The organism is Mycolicibacterium hodleri (genome assembly GCF_025822245.1).
GTDB lineage: Bacteria > Actinomycetota > Actinomycetes > Mycobacteriales > Mycobacteriaceae > Mycobacterium > Mycobacterium hodleri.
This window is the reverse complement of sequence record NZ_JACKTL010000041.1, coordinates 53774-70667: the sequence shown is the minus strand read 5'-3', so window position 1 is coordinate 70667 and position 16894 is coordinate 53774. Positions and strand designations below refer to the sequence as shown.

Genomic DNA, 16894 nt, shown 5'->3' with positions numbered 1-16894 from the left:
CGGCGACGTCGTTTTCAACGCTGACCGCTGCGCAGACGTTCCACGGCGAGCCGTCCGGCGCCCACCCCGGCCGCCTCGGGCAACGAATCCGGGTCGATCAAGGCACTCACCTCGGTCTCGCCGCCGGTGCTCAGCTGGGTGTCGGCGGGAACGCCGCGCTTGAGCAGGGCTACGGCAATCGGGCCGTGGTCGACGTGGTCGACGACGGTGCCAAGTCGCCCGATCGCGCGCCCACCTGCAAGAACGGGATCGCCGGTCGCCGGCCGGTCGGCCGAGCCGTCCAGCTGCAGCAGGACCAGCATCCTGGGCGGCTTGCCGAGGTTGTGTACGCGCGCCACGGTCTCCTGGCCGCGATAGCAGCCCTTGTCCAGGTGAACGGCACCCTGGCCCGGGCCACCGATCCAGCCGACCTCGTGCGGAATGGTCCGCTCGTCGGTGTCGACGCCAAGCCGCGGCCGAACCGCCGCCGCGCGCTGCGCCTCGTAGGCCCAGACACCCGCGGGCTGGACACCGGCCGAGAGCAGCCGGTCGCGCCACGCCGAAACGGTGTCCCTGGGCACCACCAGGTCGACCTCACCGGGGCGCAGGGTGCGAACGAAACCACCGTCTGGCAGCGCCGATGCCGACGACACGGCCGGAAGCGCGGCCACTCCGATGGCAGCCAGGACGGCGGGGTCGCCGATACGTGGACCGAGCAGCGACAGCACCGCGAGGTCCGCGGGCTCGGCCACCACGTCGGCCCAGAAGATCATCTTGCGCAGGTAGGCCAGCAACGCCTCGCCGCGCCACGGTTCGGTGTCGACGACGGTGACGCCGTCGAGCTGGGTCTGCAGCCAGTGATCTTCAACACGCCCTTGCGCGTCGAGGCTCAGGTTCTCGACGACGGCGCCGTCGGGGAGGTCGGCGACGTGCTGGGTCGAGATGGTGTGCAGCCACTTGCGACGCTCGGGGCCGGTGAGCGCGATGGTGGCGCGGTGTGAGCGATCCACCACCACGACGCCGTTCTGGGCGGCACGCTGCTCACCGAACGGGTCGCCGTAGTGCCACGTGGCGCCGGCGTCGGGACCAGATTCTGGGGCGGGGACGGCAGACATCCTTCCAGCGTACGGAGGTCGACCCGCACTATCGTCTGGTGCCATGACCTCCCGCGGCGAGATCGTCGTCACCCTCGGCGGTGAGGTCGTCACGGCGGACGTCGCCGTCGGGCACGTCGACGACCCGTTGTTCGCCCGCGGGGACGGCGTCTTCGAGACCCTGTTGGTCCGTGACGGCCGCCCATGCCTCCTCGACCGGCATCTCGAGCGGTTGGTGCGCTCCGCGTCGACCGTCGGCCTGCCGCGACCGGACGTGATCCGGTGGCGCGCCGCCGTCGCCACGGCCGCCCAGGCGTGGAGCGGCACCGGAGACGCCGTCTCGAGGCTGGTGTGGGGCCGCGGGCGCGACGGCGGACCGGTCGGCTTCGTCACGGTGTCCGCGCTGCCGGATCGGGTCCTGGCCGCACGTCGGGACGGGGTGTCGGCGATGACGTTGGACCGCGGGGTGGCCGTGGGTGACCTTCGCGCGGATGGACCCGCGACCGAACCGTGGTCGACGGCGGGGGTCAAGTCGCTGTCGTACGCCGTCAACGCCGCTGCGCTGCGTCATGCCCAGCGCCTCGGATTCGGCGACGTGGTCCTGGTGAGCACCGACGGATTCGTCCTCGAGGGGCCGCGGTCCAACGTCGTGATCGCGACCTCCGACGGCGCGTTGGCGACACCGCCGGCGGCGCTACCGATCCTCGCCGGCACCACCGTCGCAGCGGTGTTCGACGTCGGGCGCCGGCGCGGGCAGACCTGTGCGGAGCGTCCGCTACGCGTAGCGGATCTTCTTGCCGCCAAGGGGGTTTGGCTGCTCTCGAGCATCACGTTGGCGGCGCGGGTGCACACGTTGGACGGTCACGCGCTGCCCGTGTCCGCCGGGGTGTTCGACATGGCGGCGGCCGTCGACGGGGCCGTCGGCGCAGTCGGTTGAGAGCCAGTCGAAAACCGGTTGTCGGCTTTGGGATTCGGGAGTACCTTCGTTTTTACACAGGAAGGAGGTGGTCCAGAAATTGAATGACTCATGGACAAGTGAGGTGGCTGCCCGCTAGCAGCACCGGGTGTTTTCCAGCGTGCGCTGGCGAATTCCCAGCAGTCACCCGGCCCCCGAGCCCCTCGGTCCGTCCAACCAGGATCCAACGGCTCGGGGGCCGCTCCATGTCCGGACTAGTTCGCAGGCCCCGGACCGAGCGGTGAACAGGCCTGCATCGCGCTTCGCCAGGCGGCCTCGTCGACCCCGGGCGGCGGCCCCGCGGCCGGACCGGCTGCTACGGGAATCCCGTGCTTCGAGAGGCACTCTGCGAGCGTTCCGTGGGTGCTGGACGTGGACGGCGGCGGGTCGCCGGGGGTAGGCGGCTCCGCGGCGCACGACGCCACAAGAGCCGTCGCACCGAGCGTCACGGCCAGGATGTGCAGCCGCACTAGCCGACGTGCCGAGACAGCCGCGCCGAGAGATGGGGGACCAACCCGCCGTCGGCGTCCACACGCTCTTCGACGTACGCAAGGTCACCGCCCTCGACGATGCCGTAGAGCCGCTTCGCGCCGCCGACGAGCACGCCCGACTTGCTGCGGGCCAACGCGTCGGTCGCCAACTCCCACGACGACTGGTTCAAGGGGTGGCCGTAGAACAGCTCGACGTAGCCGGCGGAGTGAGCCAGCAGAAGCTCGATCGCCTGAGTCTCCGCGGGGTCCTCCGGATCGTTGACGAAGCGCCAGAAGCCCGACTCGCGCAGCGACGGCCCGACGTACTCGCCGTTCTCGGACAGGAGCCACGAGCGCGCTTCCCAATTCAGGTACTCGCCGCCGTCGTGGGACACCGTGATCTGCTGGCCGAACGGGTAGTCCCCGTCGGTGCCGCGACCGGTGCCCTCACCGCGCCATACGCCGACGAGCGGCAACAGGGCCAGCAACGCGTCGTTGAGGCTGACGCCCTCTCGCAGGTTCGCCGTGTCGGCGGGAACGGGAAGATCGTCGAACGCGGGAAGGTTCCTGGCGGCCGTGATCTTGGCTCGCTCGAGGGCGCTGGCGACGGCACGGTCGCCCGACCCGGGGATCACCACTCCCGCTGAATCGGCGACCTCGTCCGGGACCTCGGCGTTGTCGTCTGCAGTCACAACTCGTCGGTGATCAGCCGGTACACCGTGTACAGGGCGAACCACGTGATGACGACGACTGCCACGATGAGCAGGATTTCGAAGAAGAGCACCACGGCGTCGAGTCTAGTTCCGGTGCCCGGCGGTGCGGCGGCCGGGGGTTCTCGCCCGCCGGCGGTGCACCCGACTCATCGGGGGCACCGCTCGTCGGTGACGCTCAGGCGACCTTGACGTCGACTTCGTGGATCCCGGCGCCCGACGGCGCGACGCTGGCGTCGCCGTTGCCCGCGGGGGACAGGGCGCGCAGCGTCCAGGTGCCGGGGGCGGCGAAGAAGCGGAAGTCCCCGGTCGCCGACGCGACGACCTCGGCGGTGAACTCGTCAGAGGCGTCGAGCAGGCGCACGAACGCCCCTCCGACGGTCTGGCCGGCACCGTCGACGACGCGACCGGTGATGACCGTTTCCTTTTCGAGGTCAACGCTGGCCGGCAACGTCAGTCCTTGCTTGGGTGCAGAGCACATATCAACTTCCCAACTCGATCGGGGCGCCCACGAGGGAGCCGTATTCACACCAACTACCGTCGTAGTTCTTGACATTCCGATGTCCCAGCAGTTCCTGCAGGACGAACCAGCTGTGCGAGGAGCGCTCGCCGATGCGGCAGTAGGCGATGGTCTCCTTGGAGCCGTCGAGACCGGCGTCGGCGTAGAGCTTGGCGAGGTCTTCGTCGGACTTGAAGGTGCCGTCCTCGTTGGCAGCCTTGCTCCACGGCACGTTGACCGCGGTGGGGATGTGCCCGGCGCGCTGGCTCTGCTCCTGGGGCAGGTGCGCGGGCGCCAGGATCTTGCCGGAGAACTCGTCGGGGGAACGGACGTCGACCAGGTTCTTGGTGCCGATGGCGGCGATCACTTCGTCACGGAAGGCGCGGATCGCGGTGTTCGGGGCGGACGCCGTGTACGAGGTGGCTGGCCGGTCGGGTACCTCGGTGACCAGGGGACGGCCGTCGAGTTCCCACCGCTTGCGACCGCCGTCGATCAGCTTCACGTTCTCGTGGCCGTAGAGCTTGAAGTACCAGTAGGCGTAGGCGGCGAACCAGTTGTTGTTGCCGCCGTACAGGATCACCGTGTCGTCATTGGCAATGCCCTTGTCCGACAGCAACTTCGAGAACTGCTGCTGGTCGACGAAGTCGCGCTTCACCGGATCCTGCAGGTCGGCCTTCCAGTCCAGCCGGACGGCGCCGGCGATGTGGCCGACCTCGTAGGCGCTGGTGTCCTCGTCGACCTCGACGAAGACGGTGTTGGGGGCGTCGAGGTTGGCCTCGGCCCACTCGGTGCTGACCAGGACGTCGGAACGTGCCATGGATGAAATCCCTTCGGTTGCTTCAGTATTCGATGAACTAGGCGGGGGTGGCAGTGGAGCGGAAGTGAGTGACGAGCGGGTAGAGCCGGCAGCCCAGGCAGATGCCGAAGGCGGCGTTGAGGAACGCCGCGACCAGCGCGAGCGCGGTGGCGGCGAGGCCCAGCGTCACCAGGCCCGTGGCGAAGCCGACGGTTCCGACGACGGCGAACACCACGCCCACCAGCTGGGCGAACTTCAACGGGGGCACGGGTTCGCGCTCGGTCACCGGACCCAGCCGGGGCGCGACCACTGCCGAGAACACCCGGCCGTAGGGGTGCTTGCGCGGTCCGCCGAGCGCGCCGATCGCGAACACCACCGCCTGGACCCCGAGCACGACCGCGGCGGCGGCGGAGCTGTAGGCGGAGGCCAAAAGCGCGATCACGAGGACCGCGGTGGTCACCCATGCGGTGAATCGGGGACCGCGGACGTCGACCTGATCTGGTGGGGTGGTCTGGTTCGGCACCGGTGTACTCCTGCGGTCGTGACGAGGCTGGGCGTGGGCATGCCTGAGCGGCTGCTCCGAGGGCGACGCGAGGTGCGCGCGGCTACTCAGCAGCTACGACAACGACAACAGAAACCCGCGACGCGGCACAGATCTACTGCGCGGCGCTTGGTGAGCTCGTGCTCAACGCGGGTGGACACGCGGGACAGCTTACCCAATGACAGGGTCGTCAGGCCAATAGCGGTTCGAGAGCGGACCGCAGGTCAGCGGCCTTCGGCACCCCCGAGCTGCGGTACCGCTGCCGACCGTCGGCGTCGAAGATGAACGTCGTCGGCAACGACAGCACCGAAAGTGCCCGCGCAGCGGCCGGATCGGCGTCCACGTCGATCTCGAGATGGGCAACCCCGGGCAGCTCCGCGCAGACGTCGTCGACGACCCGTCGCACCCCCGCGCACGGCCCGCACCACGGCGCGCTGAAGTGCACGATCGCCGGCTTTCCGCGGGGCAGGCCCAAGTCGGAGACGTCGGCGGACGCGTCGTCGGTGCTCCGCAGCACGCCGTCGCGCTTGGTGAGCAGCCGCCCCAGCACGACTGCCACCGCCACGGCCACCACCAACACCACGATCACGACGGCGAGTGAGCTCATGACTGTCTGAACCCGTCGACCGCCACCGTTACTCCCGTGGTGATGCCCTCGATGATGATGTCCGAGCCGCGGGCACCCTCGCTGGTCGGCGCGATCGCGAACGGCAGCTTCATCCCCGGCATCCTGGTGTCGAACGCGGCGAGCACCGCCGCCTTCTTGTCGTCGGGCACCGGCTCGTCGGCCGTGCCCGGGCCGGTCAGCACGTCGGTGGCGTTGAAGACGAGCGTGGTGACGTCGTCCTCGGGGGTGGAGAGGTCCACCGACACGCTGACCCGCTTGTCGAAGCCCGCCGCGACGGGTGTCCCGGTGAACACCAATCCGCGGCTGCCCGAGATGCCCGACTCGGTCGTCCCCCCGGTGGCGTCGTTGGTCTCCTTCGGCGGCGCTTCGACGAGCAGATCCTTGATGCCCATGAAGCGGCCGACGTGGGTCGAGTCGACGATGAGGCGGCTCTCCAGCTTGCCGACCGGAAGCCTGGCGTCCGATCCGATCAGCCACGACGTGCCGGTCAGGTCCACCGAGTGCAGCGTCGCCTCGATGGAGGCCTTGCCGACGACGGGGTGGTCGACCCCACCCGCCCGGATCTCGACCTCCCGGTAGTGGTGGCCGGTGGCCTGGGTGACGAACGGGAACCCGAGGATGCCCACCCAGGGATCGAACGGCAGGTGATTGGCCGCCCGCACGCTGCGCGCCCAGTGGAACTCCGCGTAGATGGCGGTCCCGAAGTCGGTGCCGACGGCGCCGACCGTGAGGGTCGTGACCGTGGCGACGAGTCCGATCAGCACCTTGCGCACCCGGACATTCTGGCCTACCAGGGTCGAGCCCAATCGCTCAGCGCGGCTAATTCGCAGGTTGCACGCTATCGTTATGCCCATCGTCGGCCGGTAACGGCCGCGTGTCAGCCATGAATCTGGGAGATTGCCCGGACACCGACGTCGGGTGATCTTCCCGAAATGCGCTGGAGGACCCGTTGGATCTTTTGCTACTGACCGTCGACCCGCACCCCGAGTCGGTGCTGCCGTCGTTGGCGCTTCTTGCGCACAACGTCCGTGCCGCCCCGACCGAAGTGTCGTCGCTCCTCGAGGCGGGCACCGCGGACGTGGCCATCGTCGACGCCCGGACCGATCTGGCTGCGGCGCGAGGGCTGTGCCGGCTGCTGGGGACCACCGGCACGGCTGTCCCCGTCGTCGCGGTGGTCAACGAAGGCGGCCTGGTTGCCGTCAACGTCGAATGGGGCCTCGACGAGATCCTGCTTCCCAGCACGGGCCCTGCCGAGATCGACGCCAGGTTGCGATTGCTCGTCGGTCGTCGCGGCGGTGCCGCAGACCAGGAAAGCGCGGGCAAGGTCAACCTCGGCGAACTCGTCATCGACGAGGGCACCTACACCGCCCGGCTCCGCGGACGGCCGCTCGACCTCACCTACAAGGAATTCGAGCTGCTGAAGTACCTGGCGCTGCACGCCGGCCGGGTGTTCACCAGGGCGCAGCTGCTACAGGAGGTGTGGGGCTACGACTTCTTCGGTGGCACCCGCACCGTCGACGTGCACGTGCGACGGCTGCGCGCCAAGCTCGGCCCCGAGTACGAATCGTTGATCGGCACCGTCCGCAACGTCGGATACAAGGCGGTCCGCCCGGCCCGAGGCCGCCCGCCGGCACCCGAGTCCGACCCCGGCGACGACTACGACGACGTGGACGCCTACGACCAGGACCCGGCGGGTTTCGTCGACGGCCTAGGCGACCCGCTACGAGCCCAGTGAGCGTAATCACCTGGCGGACAACGCTTTCCGACGTTGACCAACGGCGCATCTCGGACCTCGTCGACGCCGCCCTTGCCGCCGACGGAACGGCACCCGTCGGTGACCAGATTCTTCGGGAACTACCCAGGGACCGCACCGGCCACCTCGTCGCCGAAGTCGACGACGACGTCGTCGGCTACCTGAACCTGGCTCCGGCGACGGACGACGCACCCCCCATGGCCGAGGTCGTCGTGCACCCCGTGGCCCGCAGGCGGGGAATCGGTTCGGAGCTCATTCGCACGGCCCTCGCCGAGGGTGGGCCCGGCACCCGAGTGTGGGCGCACGGAAACCTCGAGCCGGCGCGCGCCACCGCCGCCGCGCTCGACCTCGTCGCCGCACGTGAACTGCTGCAGATGCGCCGCCCGCTCCACGACCTGCCGCCCGTGACGGCGTCCGACGGCGTGCTGCTGCGCACCTATGCGGGACCCGAGGACGACGCCGAACTGCTCAGGGTCAACAACGCTGCCTTCTCGTGGCACCCCGAGCAGGGCGGATGGACCGAGGCCGACGTCGCCGAGAGGCGCGGTGAGTCGTGGTTCGACCCGGAGGGGTTGTTCCTGGCCGTCGACGCCACGACCGGCGGGCAGGAGCGGAGCGACTCGGGGAATGACTCCGGCGGGCTCCTCGGCTTCCACTGGACGAAGGTCCACGGGCCCACGCTCGGCGAGGTCTACGTCGTCGGCGTCGACCCGGCCGCTCAAGGGCGTGGTCTCGGGTCGACGCTGACGTTGGTCGGACTGCACTACTTGGCGGATCGGCTCGGCCCCGACGCCGAGGTGACGCTCTACGTCGAGGCCGATAACTCGGCCGCCGTGAAGACGTACGAACGGCTGGATTTCACGGTCTTCAGCGCGGACGTGGCGTACACCTCCCGTTAGCCCTCAACTGTGAAATCGCTGAGGCTGTTCACTGCTCGTTCACCTTTCGTCAGCGACCCGTCCACCGGCGCCGAATACGTTGCCGTGGAGTCCTGAGGCAGACAAAAAATCGAAAGTGGGATCAGTGAAGCTCAATCGCTTTGGCACGAGTGCCGGCACTCCGTTCATGGTGGCATTGTCCGCGGCAGCTCTCGCGCTGACGATGACCGCGTGCGGCAGTGACAACAACTCGGGAACGTCGTCGTCGAGCGCATCTGCGGGGGGATCGTCCTCCTCCGCCGCCGCCGACTGTGGCGGCAAGGCCGCCCTGACCGCCGAGGGATCCACCGCTCAGCAGAACGCCATCGCCGAGTTCAACAAGGCGTGGGGTCAGGTCTGCTCGGGCAAGTCCCTGTCCTACAACCCCACCGGTTCCGGTGCAGGTGTGACGCAGTTCCTCGCCAAGCAGGTCGACTTCGCGGGTTCGGATTCCGCGCTCGCCGACGATCAGGTCGCCCCGGCGACCGAGCGGTGCGGCGGCAACCCGGCGTGGAACCTGCCGCTGGTCTTCGGCCCGGTCGCGATGGCCTACAACCTCGAGGGCGTCGACAAGCTCGTCGTCAACGCCGACGTGCTGGCCAAGATCTTCACCGGCGCGATCACCACCTGGAACGACCCGGCCATCGCCGCGCTCAACGGCGGGACCACCCTGCCCGACACGAAGATCACGCCGATCTACCGGTCGGACTCGTCGGGCACCACCGACAACTTCCAGAAATACCTGACCGCCGCGGCGCCGCAGACCTGGACCAAGGGTGCCGGCAAGGAGTTCCAGGGCGGTGCCGGCGAGGGCGCCCAGAAGTCCTCCGGCGTCGTGCAGGCCGTCCAGGCCACCCCGGGTGCGATCGGCTACGTCGAGAAGAGCCCCGCCAAGGCGGCCAACCTGCCGTTCGCTCAGATCGACAGCGGCGCGGGTGCCGTCGAGTTGACCGACGAGACGACCGCGAAGGCCGTCGGTGACGCCAAGTTCAAGGCCGAGGGCATGGACCTGACGCTCGACCTCAACGCGCTGTACGCCTCCAAGGAGGCCGGTGCCTACCCGTTGATGCTGGCCACCTACGAGATCGTCTGCTCCAAGGGCTATGACGCCGACACCGCCGCAGCGGTGAAGTCGTTCCTCACGGTGTCGGCCAACCAGGGTCAGGCCAACCTGTCGGCTGCCGGCTTCGTGCCCCTGCCCGACAGCTTCAAGGAGCGCTTGCTCAAGTCCGTCGACGCAATTGCCTAGTCGGTTGGCATACCGCCACCAACGCGGTGAGGATGGGTTCTGGAAGCAATGACCGACAACGGGATGACAGTGACGACACCGAACCCAACCGGCGCGGGATCGGGCGAAGTGATCGCTTCGCCCTTTCCCTCTCCAGAACCCATCACCACCAACCCCTCGAAGGGCGCCAAGGTGCGCCTGGGCGACCGCATCTTCGGCGGTCTGGCGCAGGGTGCAGGCATCGCCGTCGTCGTTCTGATCGCGGCGATCGCGGTGTTCCTGCTGTGGCGCGCGATCCCCGCGCTCAGCCGTAACGAGGCGAACTTCTTCACCTACGGCGGCAACTGGATCACCACCGACACGTCGAAGATGACCTTCGGCATCTTCGACCTGATCCAGGTGACGATCTTCGTGTCGCTGTTCGCGCTGGTGATCGCGATGCCGATCGCGCTCGGCATCGCGATCTTCCTGACGCAGTATTCGCCTCGGCGCCTGGCGGGGCCGCTTGCCTACGTGGTCGACCTGCTGGCCGCGGTGCCGTCGATCGTCTACGGCGTGTGGGGCCTGTACGTGCTGGCTCCGGTGCTCAAGCCGTTCGCGGTGTGGCTCAACACCCACTTGGACTGGTTGTTCCTGTTCAAGACGGGCACCGCGTCGGTGGCCGGCGGCGGCACCATCTTCACCGCGGGCATCGTGCTGGCCGTGATGATCCTTCCGATCATCACGGCGGTCTCCCGCGAGGTGTTCATCCAGACCCCGCGCGGTCAGATCGAAGCGGCGCTCGCACTTGGCGCCACCCGCTGGGAGGTCGTCAGGACGACGGTCTTGCCGTTCGGACTGTCGGGCTACATCAGCGGTGCCATGCTCGGGCTCGGCCGTGCGCTGGGCGAGACCATCGCCCTGCTGATCATCCTGCGCGGCACCCAGACGGCGTTCGGTTGGTCGCTGTTCGACGGCGGCTACACCTTCGCCAGCAAGATCGCCTCGGCGGCGAGCGAATTCAACGACCAATACAAGGCAGGCGCCTACATCGCTGCGGGCCTGGTGCTGTTCATCCTCACGTTCGTGGTGAACTCGCTGGCTCGTGCGGCGGTCGCGGGCCGGGGAGCGAAGGCATGACGGCCACACTCGACAAGCCGGTCAAGGCGCCGACGTTCCAGGGTGTCAGCGCCAAGCGCAAGCTGACGAACAACGTGGCCACCGTGCTGGTCTCGGTCTCGGTTCTGGTGGCGTTGGTGCCGCTGATCTGGGTGCTGTACTCGGTGTTCAGCAAGGGGCTCGCGGCGGTCACCTCGCCGGTCTGGTTCACCAATTCCCAAGCGGGCACCACGGCGTTCTCGCCGGGCGGCGGCGTCTACCACGCCGTCATGGGCACGCTGCTCCAAGGCGTGGTGTGCTCGCTGATCTCGATTCCGGTCGGCGTGATGGTCGCGGTGTACCTCGTCGAGTACGGCGGCGGCACGCGACTGGGCAAGATCACCACGTTCATGGTCGACATCCTCACCGGCGTGCCGTCGATCGTGGCCGCGCTGTTCATCTACGCACTGTGGGTGGCGACGCTCGGCTTCGAACGGTCGGGGTTCGCGGTCTCGCTGGCGCTGGTGCTGCTGATGATTCCGGTCATCGTGCGGGCCACCGAGGAAATGCTGCGGATCGTCCCGATGGACCTTCGCGAGGCGAGTTATGCACTGGGCGTTCCGAAGTGGAAGACCATCGTCCGCATCGTCATTCCGACGGCGCTGTCGGGCATCGTGACCGGCATCATGCTGTCGCTGGCCCGCGTAATGGGCGAGACGGCGCCGCTGCTGATCCTGGTGGGGTACGCGGCGTCGATCAACTTCGACATGTTCGCCGGATTCATGGGCTCGCTGCCCGGCATGATGTACGACCAGATCTCCGCCGGTGCCGGCGCCAACCCGGTCCCCACCGACCGACTGTGGGGCGCGGCCCTGACGTTGGTGTTGCTGATCGCCATCCTCAACGTCGCGGCGCGTCTGGTCGCAAAGATCTTCTCTCCCAAGAAAGTTTAGGAGCATCCCGTGGCCAAGCGCCTCGATCTCAAAGACGTCAACATCTACTACGGGTCGTTCCATGCGGTGGCCGACGTAGCGCTGTCGGTGCAGCCGCGCAGCGTGACGGCGTTCATCGGCCCCTCGGGTTGCGGCAAGTCGACGGTGCTGCGCACCCTCAACCGCATGCACGAGGTGATTCCGGGTGCCCGCGTCGAGGGCTCGGTGCTGCTCGACGGCGAGGACATCTACGGCGCGGGCGTCGACCCGGTCGGTGTGCGCAAGACCATCGGCATGGTGTTCCAGCGGCCAAACCCGTTCCCCACCATGTCTATTCGCGACAACGTCGTCGCCGGGCTGAAGCTGCAGGGCCGGCACAGCAAGAAGGCTCTCGACGAGGTCGCCGAGCAGTCCCTCAAGGGCGCCAACCTGTGGAACGAGGTCAAGGACCGCTTGGACAAGCCTGGCGGCGGACTGTCCGGCGGACAGCAGCAGCGGCTCTGCATCGCCCGCGCGATCGCCGTGCAGCCCGACGTTCTGCTCATGGACGAGCCGTGCTCGGCGCTGGACCCGATCTCCACGCTGGCCATCGAGGACCTCATCTCCGAGCTCAAGCAGGACTTCACCATCGTGATCGTGACGCACAACATGCAACAGGCAGCCCGCGTCAGTGATCAGACCGCCTTCTTCAATCTGGAGGCGACGGGCAAGCCCGGCAAGCTGATCGAGATCGACGACACCGAGAAGATCTTCTCCAACCCGACGCAGAAGGCGACCGAGGACTACATCTCGGGCCGCTTCGGCTAGCGAAGTCAGCGAAACCCCTAGGGCGTCAGCACTACTCGGGTGCCCGAGGGCTCCTTCGCGGTCCACGCCCGCTCGACCTCGGCCAGCGGTCTCGGTTCCACCCGTAGCTGCAGTTCGCCCGACGCCACCATGGCGAACATCTTCGGCAGCGCCTCGACCCGGATGCGTCCCAGCACGTCCGGCGGCACGCTGCCGAGGCCGACGCCGCTGACGGTGATGCCGGCGCTGCGAAGGATGCCCGCCGGCAGAGTCATCGTCAGCCCGGCCATCGAGCCGATCTGGACGAAGCGGGTGTGGTGGTAGCGCGCCATGAGCTCGTTGGAGCCGAGCGCCTCGAGCACCTGCTCGGCCGGCTCGCCCCACAGGTAGTCGAGGACGGCGTCGAAGGGGCGCTCGGCGTGCAGGCTCGCCACGCGGGCGCCCAGGTCCTCGTTCCCGATGGCGATCACGTCGTCGGCGCCGACGGTGCGCAGCCATTCCAGCCGCGTGGTGTCGCGGCCCGCCACGACCACCCGACCGGCGCCGAAGGCGGACTTGGCCAACTGGACCGCCGTGGAGCCGGTGACACCGGTGGCCCCGAGGACCAGGACGTGATCGCCAGGACGGACCGCGGCGGCATGCTCGAGTGACATCCATGCCGACACCCCAGGGTTGGGGATGGCTGCGGCCGTCACGGAGTCGACGTCGTCGGGCAGAACCACCGCGCCATGGGGGTTGACCAAGGTGCGCTCGGCCATCATCCCGTACGGCTTGAGCGCTCCCGTGTACACGCGCGTGCCGTCCTCGAGCCGGGCGACGCCGTCCGCGCCGGGGATCGCCGGGAGCACGAGTTCCCGGCTGGCGTAGTGCTTTCCGGACACCAGACCCTTGGTGAGGTTGGTCAGGGCGGACGCCTCCACGGTGGCGATCACGCCGCCGTCGACGACGACGGGTTCGGGGTGGTCGGTGTAGATCGGTGCCTGGCCCCACTGTTCGACGACGGCGGCCTTCATGGTGACTCCTTCGTTTCCAGAAATATGGTTTCTCTGGAAACAATGTACGACGCCGAGTTGGCGATGGCAAGATGGTTTCCGTGAAAACCAAGTCCGCACTGGTCGCCGACGTCGTCGACTTGTTGGGAGCGGTCGGGGACAAGTTCGAGATCGAGATGACCGGCAGTGAGGACGACGACGCCGAACGCGACTTCATCGCCCAGCGCTGTCCGGCCCGTCTGTCGGCCCGCGTCCACGAGGCGTCGACGCTGTCGATGCATCTGCTCGCGGCGATCGCCGACGGGCCCGTCAGCGTGGTCGGCTTGGCGGCGCGGTCCGGTCAACTGAAGGGAACGGTGTCCAAGCACGTTCAACGCCTGGTCGAGGCCGATCTGGTCGCCCGCCGGGCGATTCCGGGCAATCGCAAGGAGGTGGAACTGGTGCTCACCGACGACGGAGAGCTGGTCGCCGCCGCCCACCAGCAGCTGCACGACGAGATGGATGCCGCGCGACGCGACTTCCTGGCGGCCTACGGCAACGCCGAACTCCAGGTCGTCGCGACCGTCCTGCGGGATCTGCTAGCCGCCACCAAGGACGGCGTGCGGATCGTTCGTCACTGAGGTGCCGGGATGGCTTCCTCGTCGGGGAAGCGACCGGTGACCTGGAAGATGACGCGCCGTGCCACCTCGACGGCGTGGTCGGCGAACCGCTCGTAGAACCGGCTGAGCAGCGTCACGTCGACGGCGGCGATCACGCCGTGGCGCCACTCCCGATCCATCAGCACGGAGAACAGATGGCGATGGAGGTCGTCCATCGCGTCGTCCTCCTCGCGGATGCGTGCCGCCTTCTCCGGATCCCTGCTGACCAGGACCTCCTGGGCACTGTTGCCGAGATCGACGGCGAGCCGGCCCATTTCGGCGAAGTAGCCGTTGACCTCCTCGGGGAGGACGTGCTGAGGATGGCGGCGGCGGGCGATCTTGGCGACGTGCAGCGCCAGGGCGCCCATCCGGTCGACGTCGGCGACGATCTGAATGGAGCTGACGATCGCACGGAGGTCGCCCGCGACGGGGGCCTGCAACGCGAGAAGCACGAACGCGGACTCCTCGGCGCGCGCGCTCATCGCGGCGATCTGCTCGTGGTCGGTGATGACCTGCTCGGCAAGAACCAGGTCGGCCTGGAGGAGGGCCTGGGTCGCACGCTCCATGGCTACCCCGGCAAGGCCGCACATCTCACCGAGCTGGTCCGTCAAGGAGGCCAGCTGCTCGTGGTAGGCGGTACGCATGTACCAAGCCTACGGGCTGCACATTGCGATCGTCACGACCTGCCGGATGAACGAAAGGTGAATGCCACCTGCCGCAATGGCTTTAGCGGGTCACTCGCAGGTGGTGTCGGCGGCGTTGGTGACCGTCAGGTCTTCGGGTAGATGTGACTTCTCGCCGCTGCGGTCGTGCACCAGGTGAACCTGCACCGACGACCCGCTCGGGGACGGCGCGTTCACAGCATTGAAGTCGGACCCGAGCACCACTCGAATCACGTTGCCCATGCCGGACACGCGCTCGATCGGCGGGATGGCGGGAGTGGCGAACGACGAGGCGACGGTGGCGGCGGCCTGCTCGTTGCCGGAGGAGAAGAACACCGTGGTGGAGTCCAGCGGGCCCGGATAGTCGTCCGGGGTGTCGACGTTGAACCCGTGCTGCTGCAAGTCGCTGGCCGCCGTGGACGCCAATCCGTCCTCACCGGTCGAGTTCGACACCCGAACGGTGATGTCGCCGGGGCTGGTGGTGACGGCGTCGACGAGTTCACCGTTGGCGTCGTCGGGCGGGGGGACGGCGGCCTCCGGCTTGTCCGACAGCGGGGTGGGCCCGACGTTCTTCTCCTCGGGCAGGGGGTCGTCGTTGATGATCGCGTCGAACAGGTTGCGCATGTCGTCGGTGCGGGGCACCTCGTTGCCGTACTCGTCGGCGTAGCCCACCGTCGGCACCGTCACGAACGTGATGCGTCCGACGTTGACGCCCTGGACGGATTGTCCGAGGTCGACGAGGTCCTTGGTCTGGATGTTGTCGACGTAGCTGTCGTTGATGAAGAGGTTGACCACGTTGTTGAGCTTGCTGAGCGAGAAGAACGTGTCCTTGGAGATCAGCGACCGCAGCAGTGACGACAGGAACAGCTGCTGGCGCTTGATGCGGCCGTAGTCGCCGTTGGTCTCGGTGGTGACCTGCCGCGCGCGGACGTACTGCAGCGCGGTGTGTCCGTCGACGATCTGCCGCCCGGCGTTGGCCAGCACCGTGCCCAGTTCGTAGTCCTCCAGCGGAGTGGTGGAGCAGACCTCGACGCCGCCGAGTGCGTCGACCATCTTGGCGAACCCGGCGAAGTCGACGGCCATGAACCGGTTGACCGACAGCCCAGAGAGCTTCTGGATCACCTTCACCAGGCACTTCGGCCCGCCGACGGCGTATGCGGAGTTCAGCTTGGTCTCGGTGTAGACCTTGTCCATTCCGTAGACGGGGGAGTCCGGATCGGTGGCAGGGCCGTAGGCACTGGTCGTGGGGTCCCAGTGCTCGCACTGCATGGGAGTGATCGACAGGTCGCGCGGAAAGGACACCGCCACCACGCGTTTGCGATTGGCCGGGATGTTGACCAGCATGATCGTGTCCGACCGGGCGCCGGCCGCGTCGTCGGTGGTGCCCGCCCCCATGTCGCTGTTCGTGCCGATCCGGCTGTCGGTGCCGACGATGAGGAAGTTCTCGTCGCCGTACTGAGCGCCGGGGTCGACGATGTCGCGCGAGTTCGGATCGAGCGCTGCCACCTTGTTGAGGTTGTGGTTCTTCGAGGCCTGCCATTGCCATGCCGCGCCGGTCATGGCCAACGCGAGGACCGCGATGAGCGCTGCCGCGACCCGGCCCATCACCATCGCGGTGTGGCGGCCGCGATGCGACGACGCCGTGACCGGTGCGGGGGTGACGCCGTCGATTCGCTCGGGCGTCGCGGGGTCCCTGGCGAGGTCGGTCAGGTCGGGTAGTTCCGAGGCGTGGGCGGGGACGACGGGAATGACGGTGGTGTCGGGGTCTCGGACGACGCCGTGGACGACGTCGTCGGGCCCGCCGCTCTCGAGGGCGGGCGGCTCGTCGGGCTCGGGGTCGGGCTGAGGTTCGGGTTCGGGTTCGGGCTTGGGGTCGGGCGCCCTGCCGGTGATCTTCGCAATCAGGTCGGCGACGGTCACGCCATCGGTGTGATTGCCCGCCGGGCTGGCGGCGGCCGTCGGGTGGCGCTCCCACGGCGCGGCGCCTGGCGCCGGACGCGACGATCGGGTAATCCAGTCGTTGACGGGTTTCTCCGCACCCGACGGGGCGTCGTCTGGCTCGCTCCGTTGCCGACGACCGGGAGCGGCGTTGTCGCCGTCACTCATGTCCTGTCGGCCTCCGACCGTGTGGATTCGGTGCGCCGCGGGCGCACCGATCGAACTCGTCTGCTTCTAGTCTTCTAGCAGCACGACAGGGGCTTGGCGAATCGAAGCCAGTCGGAACCCGTCATGGTGGT

General features: G+C 68.2%; 19 protein-coding genes. 8 read left to right on the top strand and 11 right to left on the bottom strand.

Annotation, left to right across the window (positions count from 1 at the left end):
* Positions 1–14: 14 nt before the first annotated feature.
* On the bottom strand, positions 15–1094 hold the full coding sequence (gene ygfZ, locus H7J06_RS17880) for a CAF17-like 4Fe-4S cluster assembly/insertion protein YgfZ (RefSeq protein WP_264040355.1): 1080 nt from the start codon (positions 1092–1094) through the stop codon (positions 15–17).
* A 61-nt stretch (positions 1095–1155) separates the two neighbouring features.
* Between ygfZ and H7J06_RS17875 the strand changes: the two genes are divergently transcribed.
* The gene (locus H7J06_RS17875; RefSeq protein ID WP_264040436.1) at positions 1156–2010 is read left to right on the top strand and encodes an aminodeoxychorismate lyase; all 855 of its coding nucleotides are present in this window, start codon (positions 1156–1158) and stop codon (positions 2008–2010) included.
* 487 nt (positions 2011–2497) lie between these two features.
* Here the strand turns inward: H7J06_RS17875 and H7J06_RS17865 are convergent, their stop codons facing one another.
* From H7J06_RS17865 to lmeA, 7 genes are all read right to left on the bottom strand, one after another.
* Positions 2498–3136, bottom strand: a complete 639-nt coding sequence (locus H7J06_RS17865) for a heme-binding beta-barrel domain-containing protein (protein WP_264040434.1) — start codon at positions 3134–3136, stop codon at positions 2498–2500.
* A gap of 250 nt (positions 3137–3386) precedes the next feature.
* On the bottom strand, positions 3387–3689 hold the full coding sequence (locus H7J06_RS17860) for a DUF1416 domain-containing protein (protein ID WP_056560256.1): 303 nt from the start codon (positions 3687–3689) through the stop codon (positions 3387–3389).
* A 1-nt stretch (position 3690) separates the two neighbouring features.
* The gene (locus H7J06_RS17855; protein WP_264040353.1) at positions 3691–4524 is read right to left on the bottom strand and encodes a sulfurtransferase; all 834 of its coding nucleotides are present in this window, start codon (positions 4522–4524) and stop codon (positions 3691–3693) included.
* Positions 4525–4561: 37 nt separating this feature from the next.
* Positions 4562–5026, bottom strand: a complete 465-nt coding sequence (locus H7J06_RS17850; protein ID WP_264040352.1) for a DUF4395 domain-containing protein — start codon at positions 5024–5026, stop codon at positions 4562–4564.
* 86 nt (positions 5027–5112) lie between these two features.
* Positions 5113–5205, bottom strand: a complete 93-nt coding sequence (locus H7J06_RS32660) for an Ms5788A family Cys-rich leader peptide (RefSeq protein ID WP_372515342.1) — start codon at positions 5203–5205, stop codon at positions 5113–5115.
* A 29-nt stretch (positions 5206–5234) separates the two neighbouring features.
* Positions 5235–5651 (bottom strand): TlpA family protein disulfide reductase, encoded by a 417-nt coding sequence (locus H7J06_RS17845; protein WP_264040351.1) that lies wholly within the window; start codon positions 5649–5651, stop codon positions 5235–5237.
* Entirely contained in the window at positions 5648–6445 is a 798-nt protein-coding gene (gene lmeA / locus H7J06_RS17840; RefSeq protein WP_264040350.1) for a mannan chain length control protein LmeA, read from the bottom strand. The genes H7J06_RS17845 and lmeA overlap by 4 nt, the downstream gene beginning before the upstream one ends.
* Before the next feature lie 176 nt (positions 6446–6621).
* Here lmeA and H7J06_RS17835 point away from each other — a divergent pair, with 176 nt between their 5' ends.
* From H7J06_RS17835 to pstB, 6 genes are all read left to right on the top strand, one after another.
* Entirely contained in the window at positions 6622–7407 is a 786-nt protein-coding gene (locus tag H7J06_RS17835) for a winged helix-turn-helix transcriptional regulator (RefSeq protein WP_264040349.1), read from the top strand.
* The gene (gene mshD, locus H7J06_RS17830) at positions 7404–8324 is read left to right on the top strand and encodes a mycothiol synthase (protein ID WP_264040347.1); all 921 of its coding nucleotides are present in this window, start codon (positions 7404–7406) and stop codon (positions 8322–8324) included. Before H7J06_RS17835 ends, mshD begins: the two co-directional genes overlap by 4 nt.
* Positions 8325–8448: 124 nt before the next feature.
* Complete coding sequence (gene pstS / locus H7J06_RS17825; RefSeq protein ID WP_372515341.1) at positions 8449–9591, top strand: phosphate ABC transporter substrate-binding protein PstS; 1143 nt, start codon at positions 8449–8451, stop codon at positions 9589–9591.
* Between the two features lie 48 nt (positions 9592–9639).
* Positions 9640–10689, top strand: coding sequence for a phosphate ABC transporter permease subunit PstC (gene pstC, locus H7J06_RS17820; RefSeq protein ID WP_264040346.1), 1050 nt, complete (start codon positions 9640–9642; stop codon positions 10687–10689).
* Positions 10686–11600 (top strand): phosphate ABC transporter permease PstA, encoded by a 915-nt coding sequence (gene pstA / locus H7J06_RS17815; RefSeq protein ID WP_264040345.1) that lies wholly within the window; start codon positions 10686–10688, stop codon positions 11598–11600. The genes pstC and pstA overlap by 4 nt, the downstream gene beginning before the upstream one ends.
* Positions 11601–11609: 9 nt before the next feature.
* Positions 11610–12386 (top strand): phosphate ABC transporter ATP-binding protein PstB, encoded by a 777-nt coding sequence (pstB, locus tag H7J06_RS17810; protein ID WP_263993824.1) that lies wholly within the window; start codon positions 11610–11612, stop codon positions 12384–12386.
* Between the two features lie 17 nt (positions 12387–12403).
* Here the strand turns inward: pstB and H7J06_RS17805 are convergent, their stop codons facing one another.
* On the bottom strand, positions 12404–13378 hold the full coding sequence (locus H7J06_RS17805) for a quinone oxidoreductase family protein (RefSeq protein WP_264040344.1): 975 nt from the start codon (positions 13376–13378) through the stop codon (positions 12404–12406).
* A gap of 80 nt (positions 13379–13458) precedes the next feature.
* Between H7J06_RS17805 and H7J06_RS17800 the strand changes: the two genes are divergently transcribed.
* Positions 13459–13977, top strand: a complete 519-nt coding sequence (locus tag H7J06_RS17800) for a MarR family winged helix-turn-helix transcriptional regulator (RefSeq protein WP_264040343.1) — start codon at positions 13459–13461, stop codon at positions 13975–13977.
* Here the strand turns inward: H7J06_RS17800 and phoU are convergent.
* On the bottom strand, positions 13971–14639 hold the full coding sequence (gene phoU / locus H7J06_RS17795; protein WP_264040341.1) for a phosphate signaling complex protein PhoU: 669 nt from the start codon (positions 14637–14639) through the stop codon (positions 13971–13973). The two genes, H7J06_RS17800 and phoU, sit on opposite strands and share 7 nt — an antisense overlap.
* Before the next feature lie 90 nt (positions 14640–14729).
* Entirely contained in the window at positions 14730–16763 is a 2034-nt protein-coding gene (locus H7J06_RS17790) for an LCP family protein (protein ID WP_264040339.1), read from the bottom strand.
* Positions 16764–16894: the final 131 nt, after the last annotated feature.